General features: G+C 65.5%; 10 protein-coding genes. 5 read left to right on the forward strand and 5 right to left on the reverse strand.

Annotated features, from left to right (window positions below; genetic code table 11):
- The first annotated feature begins 373 nt into the window (after positions 1-373).
- The gene (locus ABSF49_RS17205; protein ID WP_424113875.1) at positions 374-673 is read left to right on the forward strand and encodes a hypothetical protein; all 300 of its coding nucleotides are present in this window, start codon (positions 374-376) and stop codon (positions 671-673) included.
- 78 nt (positions 674-751) lie between these two features.
- Positions 752-2,527, forward strand: a complete 1,776-nt coding sequence (gene xsc, locus ABSF49_RS17210; protein ID WP_424113876.1) for a sulfoacetaldehyde acetyltransferase — start codon at positions 752-754, stop codon at positions 2,525-2,527.
- A gap of 41 nt (positions 2,528-2,568) precedes the next feature.
- On the opposite strand, the gene ABSF49_RS17215 is transcribed toward xsc, so the two are convergent.
- From ABSF49_RS17215 to ABSF49_RS17230, 4 genes are all read right to left on the reverse strand, one after another.
- Positions 2,569-3,342: an ATP-binding cassette domain-containing protein gene (locus tag ABSF49_RS17215; RefSeq protein ID WP_424113877.1), complete on the reverse strand. Its 774-nt coding sequence runs from the start codon at positions 3,340-3,342 to the stop codon at positions 2,569-2,571.
- A 4-nt stretch (positions 3,343-3,346) separates the two neighbouring features.
- Positions 3,347-4,180, reverse strand: a complete 834-nt coding sequence (ssuC, locus tag ABSF49_RS17220; protein WP_424113878.1) for an aliphatic sulfonate ABC transporter permease SsuC — start codon at positions 4,178-4,180, stop codon at positions 3,347-3,349.
- 73 nt (positions 4,181-4,253) lie between these two features.
- Positions 4,254-4,652, reverse strand: a complete 399-nt coding sequence (locus ABSF49_RS17225; protein ID WP_424113879.1) for an LLM class oxidoreductase — start codon at positions 4,650-4,652, stop codon at positions 4,254-4,256.
- Between the two features lie 27 nt (positions 4,653-4,679).
- Positions 4,680-5,627, reverse strand: coding sequence for an aliphatic sulfonate ABC transporter substrate-binding protein (locus ABSF49_RS17230; protein WP_424113880.1), 948 nt, complete (start codon positions 5,625-5,627; stop codon positions 4,680-4,682).
- 106 nt (positions 5,628-5,733) lie between these two features.
- On the opposite strand from ABSF49_RS17230, the gene ABSF49_RS17235 reads away from it, so the two are divergent.
- The gene (locus ABSF49_RS17235; protein ID WP_424113881.1) at positions 5,734-5,931 is read left to right on the forward strand and encodes a hypothetical protein; all 198 of its coding nucleotides are present in this window, start codon (positions 5,734-5,736) and stop codon (positions 5,929-5,931) included.
- Between the two features lie 141 nt (positions 5,932-6,072).
- Positions 6,073-6,597 carry a flavin reductase family protein gene (locus ABSF49_RS17240; protein WP_424113883.1) on the forward strand — a complete coding sequence of 175 codons (525 nt, stop codon included), beginning with the start codon at positions 6,073-6,075 and terminating at the stop codon, positions 6,595-6,597.
- Positions 6,598-6,814: 217 nt separating this feature from the next.
- Here the strand turns inward: ABSF49_RS17240 and ABSF49_RS17245 are convergent, their stop codons facing one another.
- Entirely contained in the window at positions 6,815-8,251 is a 1,437-nt protein-coding gene (locus ABSF49_RS17245; RefSeq protein WP_424113884.1) for an FAD/NAD(P)-binding protein, read from the reverse strand.
- Positions 8,252-8,367: 116 nt separating this feature from the next.
- Between ABSF49_RS17245 and ABSF49_RS17250 the strand changes: the two genes are divergently transcribed.
- Positions 8,368-9,458: YeiH family protein (locus tag ABSF49_RS17250; RefSeq protein ID WP_424113882.1), on the forward strand; the 1,091-nt coding region annotated here is incomplete at its 3' end.

Raw genomic sequence — 9,458 nt, forward strand, 5'->3', positions numbered from 1 at the left:
TTCTGAATGCGGCGCGCGAAAGAAGGTCGCCGGTCCGACGTAGCGCGGCCGCGCACGCGGCTCGCGCATTTCCGGGTAGCGCTTGGGCGACTTGACCATCTTAGCTCCTGCTCGGTCGGGCGTCGCGCGGAAGACCGTGAATGCGCTCGCTTTCCTGACCCTGTCGTTCGACGATCGCAAGCGCCTGCGCTTTGAATTTCGAAGCAACGCCGCGCCTCTCCGACGAGGCCGAAACTGCGCTTGGGGAGTAGGCGATGAGTGAGCAAACTTTCTCAGGAAAGTCCACGCCGATCGAACAGCGGAGGGCCGCGTTGGCCGTGCGGGGGCGGCTTATGACCTTGTATTCGATGTCCCCGCCGAATCGACTCGGCGCATGCGGATCGCCAACGACGGAAAACTCGCCGACCTCGCGTTCGACAATCTGGTCGCCATGAAAGAGCGGTCCCCCCCTGCTACACGCCTCTCGCCCGCAATCGTTGCGCGAGCGTCAGACGACGCTCGACGACGCCGACGCGGCGCCGGAAATTGCACGGCGTTTTCGGCCTCTTCGCCGGATGCGGGGTCCCCTGATCGCACATTTGCGGCGGCGGCGCGGATTGATCTGAGCTACGCGGCGAAGATGTCCGAGAACCGATCGAATACGCCGGCCGAATATGGACAATTCACCCTTTAATGTCTATGAATTTTATCAACTAACGCTCAAGCGCGCGGAGACGAGACCGCGCAAGACTCAGAAAAGGACAGTTACGTCATGAGGATGACGACCGAAGAGGCCTTTGTAAAAGTGCTGCAGCGACATGGAATCGCGCACGCCTTCGGCATCATCGGCTCGGCCTTCATGCCGGTTTCCGACCTGTTCGAGCGCGCCGGGATCCGGTTCTGGGACGTCGCCCACGAGGGCAATGGCGGGATCATGTGCGACGGCTACACGCGCACGACGGGGGCGATCGGGATGCTGATCGCCCAGAACGGGCCCGGCGTGACCAATTTCGTCACCGCGGTGAAGACCGCCTACTGGAATCACACGCCGATGCTGCTGGTGACGCCGCAGGCCGCCAACAAGACGATCGGCCAGGGCGGCTTCCAGGAGGTCGAGCAGATGGCGCTGTTCCGCGACATGGTCGGCTACCAGGAGGAAGTCCGCGATCCGTCGCGCGTGGCGGAGGTTCTCAATCGCGTCATCCAGCGAGCGAAGCGCCTGTCGGCGCCGGCGCAGATCAACATCCCGCGCGATTTCTTCACCCACGTGGTCGACATCGAGCTACCGGCGATCGTCGAATTCGAACGCCCGGCCGGCGGCGCCGAAGCGATCGCCGAAGCGGCGCGGCTGCTTTCCGAGGCGAAATTCCCGGTCATTCTGTCAGGCGCAGGCGTCGTGCTCGGCGGCGCCATCGCCGACGTGGCCGCGCTGGCCGAGCGGCTCGACGCCCCGGTCGCCAACAACTACCAGCACAACGACAGCTTCCCCGGCGGCCATCGCCTCGCCGCCGGCCCGCTCGGCTACAACGGCTCGAAGGCGGCGATGGAGCTGGTCGCCAAGGCCGACGTCGTGCTGGCGCTTGGCACGCGGCTCAATCCGTTTTCGACCTTGCCCTGCTACGGCCTCGACTATTGGCCGAAGGCCGCGAAGCTGATCCAGGTCGACGTCAACCCTGACCGCATCGGCCTGACCAAGCCGGTCGCCGTCGGCATCTGCGGCGACGCCAAGCTGGTCGCGCGCGCGATTCTCACCAAGCTGACGGCGACTGCGGGCGACGCAGGGCGCGAGGAGCGCGTGGCGCTCGTCCACGCCCTCAAGTCGCGCTGGTTGCAGACGCTGTCGAGCCTCGACCACGAGGACGACGACCCCGGCACAACCTGGAACGACGACGCGCGCCAACGCGACGCTGACCGAATGTCGCCACGCCAGGCGTGGCGCGCCATTCAGGCCGGACTGCCGCGCGACGCGATCATCTCGAGCGACATCGGCAACAATTGCGCGATCGGCAACGCCTATCCGTCGTTCGCGGAAGGGCGCAAATATCTTGCGCCGGGGCTGTTCGGCCCATGCGGCTACGGCTTTCCCGCCATCGTCGGCGCGAAGATCGGCAACCCGGAGACCCCCTGCGTCGGCTTCGCCGGCGACGGCGCGTTCGGCATCTCGATGAACGAAATGAGCTCGATCGGCCGCGCCGGCTGGCCCGGCGTGACGATAGTGGTGTTCCGCAACTATCAATGGGGCGCCGAGAAACGCAATTCGATCCTCTGGTACGACGACAATTTCGTCGGCACCGAACTCAACCCGAATCTGAGCTACGCCAAGGTCGCCGAAGCGTGCGGGTTCGTCGGCGTCGTCGCGACGACGCCGACCGCGTTGACCGAAGCGATCCGCAAGTCGTGCGAAGACCAGAAGCGCGGCGTCACCACTTTCATCGAGGCGGTGCTCAACCAGGAACTTGGCGAGCCGTTCCGCCGCGACGCGATGAAGAAGCCGGTCGTCGTCGCCGGCGTCGATCGCGCCGACATGCGAACGCAGAATTTGAACTAGGGGGGAGCCGGTTGGGCAGACGGGCGGCCCGCACCGCCGCGCTAGTAGCGGCGCGACGGCCCGAGCAGGCGCTCGAGGATTGTCTCCTCCAGCTGGCCGAATTCGGGCGAACCGCGCAGGCGCGGCCGCGGCAGGGCGATTTCGAGGTCCAGCGCGACGGCGCCATCTTCGAGCAGCACGATGCGATCGGCGAGGGTTACCGCCTCGGCGACGTCGTGGGTGACCAGCAGAGCGGTAAAGCCTTCGCGCCGCCAGGCCGATTCGAGCAGTGACTGCATTTCGATCCGCGTCAGCGCGTCGAGCGCGCCAAGCGGTTCGTCGAGCGCAAGCACACGCGGCCGACTGACCAGAGCCCGCGCCAGGGCGACGCGCTGCTTCTGGCCGCCGGATAAAGCCCCCGGCCAGTCGGCGGCGCGGTCAGCGAGGCCGACCGCCGCGAGCGCGTCGAGCGCGCGCTGGCGCGCGCCGGCTTCGCGTCGCCGCGCACCGAGACCGATTTCGACATTGGCGATGACGTTCGCCCACGGCAGCAGCCGCGGCTCCTGGAACATGACGCGAGGAGCGACGCCGACCGTGCCGTCGAAATCGATCGCGCCTGCATCGGGCGCGTCGAGGCCGGCGATCAGACGCAACAGCGTGCTCTTGCCGCAACCGCTGCGGCCGATGACGGCGACGAACTGGCCCGCGGCGACGTCAAGATCGAGACCACGAAGGACTTTCTTGTCGCCGAACGCCTTGACGATGCCGCGCAGTACGAAGGATGCGGCCGGCGCTTCCGTGGCACGGCGCGATGAAGCCGTTTCGGCCAAGCTCATGACGTCAATCTCCGTGCAGGGCCGGTCGCCAGGAGAGGCAGGCGCGTTCGAGCGCGCGTACGACCACGTCGGCGAGCTTCCCGAGCAGCGCGTAGATCAGGATCGCCAGCACGACGACGTCGAGCTGCAAGAATTCGCGCGCCTGCATCGCCATATAGCCGACGCCGGATTGCGCCGCGATGGTCTCGGCGACGATCAGCGTCAGCCACATGATTCCCAGGGCATAACGCAGGCCGACGAAGATCGAAGGCAGGGCGCCGGGCAGAATGACGCGGTGGAAGAGTTCGAGGCGCTGCATGCCGTAGCTTTGCGCCATCTCGATGAGATGCGGGTCGATGGACCGCACGCCATGCACCGTGTTGGCGTAGATGGGAAAGAACACGCCGAGCGCGACGAGGAAGAGCTTCGCCGCCTCGTCGATGCCGAACCAGACGATGACCAGCGGGATCAGCGCGAGGTGGGGGATGTTGCGCGCCATTTGCAGGGTCGTGTCGGTCAGACGGTCGCTCGCCCGCGAAAGGCCATTGGCGAGCCCGAAGCCGAAACCGATCGCGCCGCCGACGACGAGGCCTGCGACTGCGCGCAAGAAGCTGACTTCGACGTTGCGCGGCAGGTCGCCCGAGCGCGTGAGGCGCCAGCCCGCGGCGAGAACGGCGAAGGGCGAGGGCAGCAACGAATCCGGCAGCCAGCCAAGTGACGCGCAGCCCTGCCATACGGCGACCAGCAGCGCCGGGACGATCCAGCCGGCGGCGGGGGCGAGCTGGCGCCTCACGTCGAGGCGCAGTGCGGCGCGCCTCGCGCGCAGAGGTCGTTGCAGGGTGGTCACGGCGTCGGACATGATCGTTCCGCGGCAGTCGAAAGGATTTAGGCGGGCGCCGCAGGAGGCTCGCGGCGGCCGCCGACGCTCGGGATTACTCGGCGACGATCGCCGGCTTGAACGCGCCGGCACCGAACTCGGCGGGCGTCGCGCCGTGGTTGAAGCGATTCGCTTCGCCGATCCCGAGTTGCGGTAACAGGAGCTCGGCGACTCTGTAGGCCTCTTCGGGGTGGGGGAACCCGGAGGCGATGACGGCCTCGATTCCGAGCGCCTGGTATTCGCGCCGCCGCGCCGCCCCCGTCCTGGGGTCGCCGACCATCGCAGAGCTGGAGGCGCGTCGCACTCGGCCGATCCTGGCCCAGAAATTGGCGGCGATCTGCTTGAGATAGGAGAAAACGACCGGCCGCACGCCCTTGTTGCTGCCGAGATCGGCGCCGTCGCCACTGACAGGAATGAACCAGAACACGTCCAGCGGCTTGTTCGCTTCGCTCATGACTTGGCCTCGCGTGTCTCGTGGCGTTCAGGCGCTCTGTTTCCAGAACCAGACGATGTCGCGCACGACGATCGGCGCCGGGATCAGGCCGAGCCGCTGGAAGCGGTCGGCGACCGCCTGCTGCTGCGCGATGACCGCGTCGGTCAGCGGCCCGAAGCTGAATTCGGCGCGATCGACCGCGCGCTTTTGCGCCGCCAGATCGACGCCGCTCGCTTCCGCGAACAACGCCGCCACTTCGTCGCGATGGTCGCCCGCCCATGTCGTCGCCTTGGCGATTTCTTCGTTGACGTCGGCGACGACGTCGGCGTGCTTGGCGAGGAAATCGCGGTTGGCGAGGAAGAAACTGTTCTGCACCGTCGCCTTGGGGTCGATCGGCAGCGCCCGCGCTTTCTGTTTCAGTTCGGCGATGGCGTAGAACGGGTCCCAGATCGACCACGCGTCAATCGCGCCGCGCGAGAACGCCGAGGCGGCGTCGGCGGGCGCGAGATAGACCGGCTCGATGTCGGTCCAGGCGATTGTCTCGCTTTCGAGCGCCGAGACGAGCAGATTGTGGGCGCTCGAACCCTTGGCGACGCCAATCTTCTTGCCCTTGAGATCGGCGAGAGTCTTGGCCGGCGAATCGGCGGGGACGACGATCGCCTGGCCGTAACCACGCGCCGGGATGACGGCGACATACGCGATCGCGGCATGGGCGGCCTGGGCGAAGATCGGCGGCGCGTCGCCGGTGTAGCCATAGTCGACGGCGCCAGCGTTGACCGCTTCGAGCAGCGGCGGGCCGAAAGCGAATTCGACCCATTTGACCGTCACGCCTTGCGGTTCGAAGCGCTGCTCGAGGCGCCTCTGCGCCTTCACCACCAGCGGGATCGCCGTCTTCTGGTAGCCGATCCTCAGTTCGCGCGGCGCGTCGGCGCGGGCTGGCGCGACACCGGCGACCGCCAGCGCAGCGGTCGAGATCAGAAACGTTCTCCGATTCATCGCAAACCCCTTGTATTTCAAGTGGCCCCGCCATTCGGCGCTTGTCTTGCGTTGAGTAATGCAGTATCTCTATCAAAATTGTCAACTAACAAATTCGAGGCTGCCCATGACTCGAAATCACGACGCCCTTTCACCGACGCTCGGATGGTTCTCTCGCTTACGCGCCGCGTCCGGCGCGGCGTGGCGGCGCTTCGGCGCCTGGGGCGCAAACCTCGTCGCCGCGTTGCGCGATCCCCAACCTCAGTCGCCGGAGGACTACGAGCGCGAATTGCGCGAGCGCGTCTTCCTTCCTCCGCAGCCGTGAAATCGCCGAGCGCGCAAGGCCGACAGACGAATGACGAGGAACTCTCCCGTGACAGCACTGCCTGCAATTGAAGGGTTTCGCCGGGCTTCTGCGAACGGTCCCGCATTTGTCGAGGCTGACAGCTCCGTGTTTCGCGCCGCCATGCGCCAACTCGCGAGCGGCGTCTGTCTCGTTACCCACAGTGTCGGCGGCGAGCGAGCTGGCATGACGGCGACTGCGGTCGCGTCGCTGTCGCTCGACCCGCCGACGCTGATCGTCTGCGTCAATCGCGCGGCGTCGACCTATTCCGGCCTGACGCTCGGCGCCGCTTTCGGCGTCAGCGTGCTTGGCGCAGATCATCTCGAGTTCGCCGAGCGCTTTGCCGGTCGAACCGGCGAAGAGGGCGCCGATCGTTTTCGCGAGGGTCGCTGGATGACCGCGCCGAACGGCACGCCGCTGCTCTGGGATGCGCTCGCTGCGTTCGCGTGCGAAGTCGACGACATCGTCGAGCGCAACACCCACGCGATCGTCGTTGGTCGCGTCAAACACGCCGCGGCCGCCTCGGACGGCGGCGCGCTCGTCTACTGGCGCGGCGGCTACGATCAGCTGGGTTGGAGCGACGACGAGTTGGCGCGCGCTACAGGCCTTTCGCCGCAAAGCGCGCGACGCCGGGACGATGCGCGGTAGCTCGCCGCGGAGCCGCCAGGCGCACTGGAATCCGTCTGCCGCACGCGGACTCGATGATGGCGCGGTGGCTGTCGTAGGACCGCGGGGACGCGATCATTTCGACGCCAAAATCGAGCAAGCCCGAGAACGCATCGGCGAATGCCGGAAATACAAGAACCGGACGCGCCGATCGGCATTCAGACCGCCCGCCGAAGTACATTCAAGGGGCCGAGCGCTATCATCTGGGGCGCTGGCTCACCCTGCGCTCGGGAAACGCACTAAGAATTCGGGCGGCGAGCGCCGCTGTTTGCAACCGAATATCGGGAACGGCGGTGATTTCCCAGAAAGCCGCCTGACTCATCGGACCGATAGCGAACAGACTCCGGGAAGGGCGCCCCTCCTGGGTGACAACGGAGCAATCGGGGGCGACCTCAATCCCGATGCATAGCGGGTCAGCACGCGCCAGTCCGTTGGCAAAAAGCGATGCTACTAGAGGATTTGTGCTTCGGCCCGGGCTGCCGGTTACGCCCTTGCAGGAAATGATACCCGCGACGGAGAGAGTTTCGACGCTCTGCGACCCGCGCCGCCGCAAGGTGACCTCGGCGCCCTCGCCATTCGGCACGACGTCGACGATTTTTCCTGCGACGATTTCAATCTGTCCGCTGGCGATCATCGCGACGATGCGGGCCGCTACTTCCGGCGCCATACGATGGCGGTGAACGTCCCACCAAGGCCGCGCATGCTCGAGAAATCGCGCGCGACGCCGCGGCGTCATCGCGCGCCAAATCGCCTGTGTGTGCGGACGAAGGCCGTCGACGATGCTGCGCCAATCGCCGCCCTGCGCCTCGTGTTCACGCGCTAAGCCTCTGAGCCAATGGAGCTGCGTCGAGAGATTCTGATCGAGCGGCGCGGCGTTGGCGTCGACAAACAATGGCTCAACGGCGCGATGCGCGTGCGGGAGCAAGCCTCGTCGCGACAATGCGACGATCCGCCCTCGGTGGCCCTGCTCCCTCAATGCCAGGGCTGTATCGACCATTGTCAGTCCGGTTCCCAGAACCAAAAGCGTCGAGTGGCGTGGAGCGCCCGCGCCGACTGGTTCGGCCCAAGGGCTGGTGTAAAGCGGACCCTCGTCGACCACGCTTTCATGGCCGCATGCCAATATTGCGAGGTCGATGCGCAGCGGCGGCCCATCGTTCAGGGCGATCTCTAGGCCTCTCGCGTTCACCGTCACGCCGCGCGCGGTATTGCGCAACACCGTCAACGCTCGCTGCTCTACCGGACCAGACAAATGTTCGACGACCAGGCTCTCGAGATAGCAGCCATAGAGGCCGCGCGAGACAAAGCGAAACCCGAGGTCGCCCGCCACCTCTGGCGCTTCCGTCTGCCTCGACAGCCAACGCGCGAAGTGACCGGGATCGTCCGCAAACGCGCTCATGTTGGCCGCGCGCACGTTCAAGAGGTGGCTCGGGTTCGCGGTGGCGTAGGCCAACCCGCGCCCGATCCGCTCCCGCGTCTCAATAATCGTCACTTTGAGGTTCTTCGGTTTGCGCCGTAGTAGATGGGCCGCCATCAGCGCCCCGCTTGCTCCGCCACCAATGATCGCGATCCGTGTGGGAGCCAATATGGCCTTGGGGCGCCGGCCGAAATGAGAGGGAAGCCCTGAACAATTTTCCATAGCGAGGCGATTTTGGATTGATAACACGATAAATTCAATGGATATTGTTATTTGTTTCAACCTTCGAGACGACGCGCCGCGGTTCGCCCTGCGGCCCGCAAAGAGAGAGACGAACGATGAGCGCTAACCAACTTGCGCCAAACGCGGATCGATCGCCCTCGCTGACCGCGGGATGGCGGGAACTCTGGCTCAAGGAGGATTGGTGGGCCGTCTGGCTCGGGCTGGGGATTGTAGTCATCGGCTATATTCTGTTCGCCAACGGCGCCAGCCTCAAATGGATCGCCGTGACGCCGGAGAAATGGTCGAGCCTCGGCCAACTCGGAGCCCACTTTGCCGCGAACTGGCTACGCTATTTCGCGCAGTTTGCTTCCTGGCTCGTGCTTTTCTCGGTCGCATTGACGGCGCTCGGGTATGGGCCACGCGACTTCATTCCGTCGTTCGTATTTCTGTATGCGTTCTCGGTTTTGATCTTCGTCCTCGGCCAGTGGACTCAGGCAAATTACTACAATCTGGAGCCGCCGCTCGTGGCGCTGCTGCTGGGATTGTTGATATCGAACCTCATCGGGTTGCCGCGCTCGATGGACGCGGGTTTTCGCGTCGAGTTCTACGTCAAGACCGGCATCGTACTGCTCGGCGCAACGCTGCCGTTCTCACTCATCGCCTGGGCGGGGCCGATTGCTATTTTCCAGGCCTCGCTCGTCTCCTTGGCGACCTTCTTCGTCATCTTCTTCGCCGCACGGAAATTGGGGCTCGACCGCCAATTGTCGGCAGTGCTCGGCGCGGGCGGCGCTGTCTGCGGCGTTTCGGCGTCGATCGCCATCGCCGGCGCTGTCGGGGCCAAGAAGGAATACGCGCCCATCGCCATCACTGTGGTGATCTTCTGGGCGATTGTGATGATTTTCGTACTCCCAATCGTATCGCTGTGGCTGCATTTGCCGTCCGGTGTCGCCGGAGCCTGGATCGGCACGTCCGAATTTGCCGACGCCGCTGGCTTCGCCGCCGCGCAAACATATGGCGGATACGCAGGTCCGGCCTCAGGGGTTGCGGGCACAGCGGATCAAGCCGTTTGGGCTTTCACACTGATGAAAGTGGTTGGCCGCGACGTCTGGATCGGCGTCTGGGCGCTGGCGCTGGCGATCGTCTCAACGACGCGCTGGGAGCCGAGCAAGGCCGGCAGCAAGCCCGATGCGGGCGAAATTTGGCGCCG

Source organism: Roseiarcus sp. (assembly GCF_049514155.1).
In the GTDB taxonomy this organism is placed as follows: Bacteria; Pseudomonadota; Alphaproteobacteria; order Rhizobiales; family Beijerinckiaceae; genus Roseiarcus.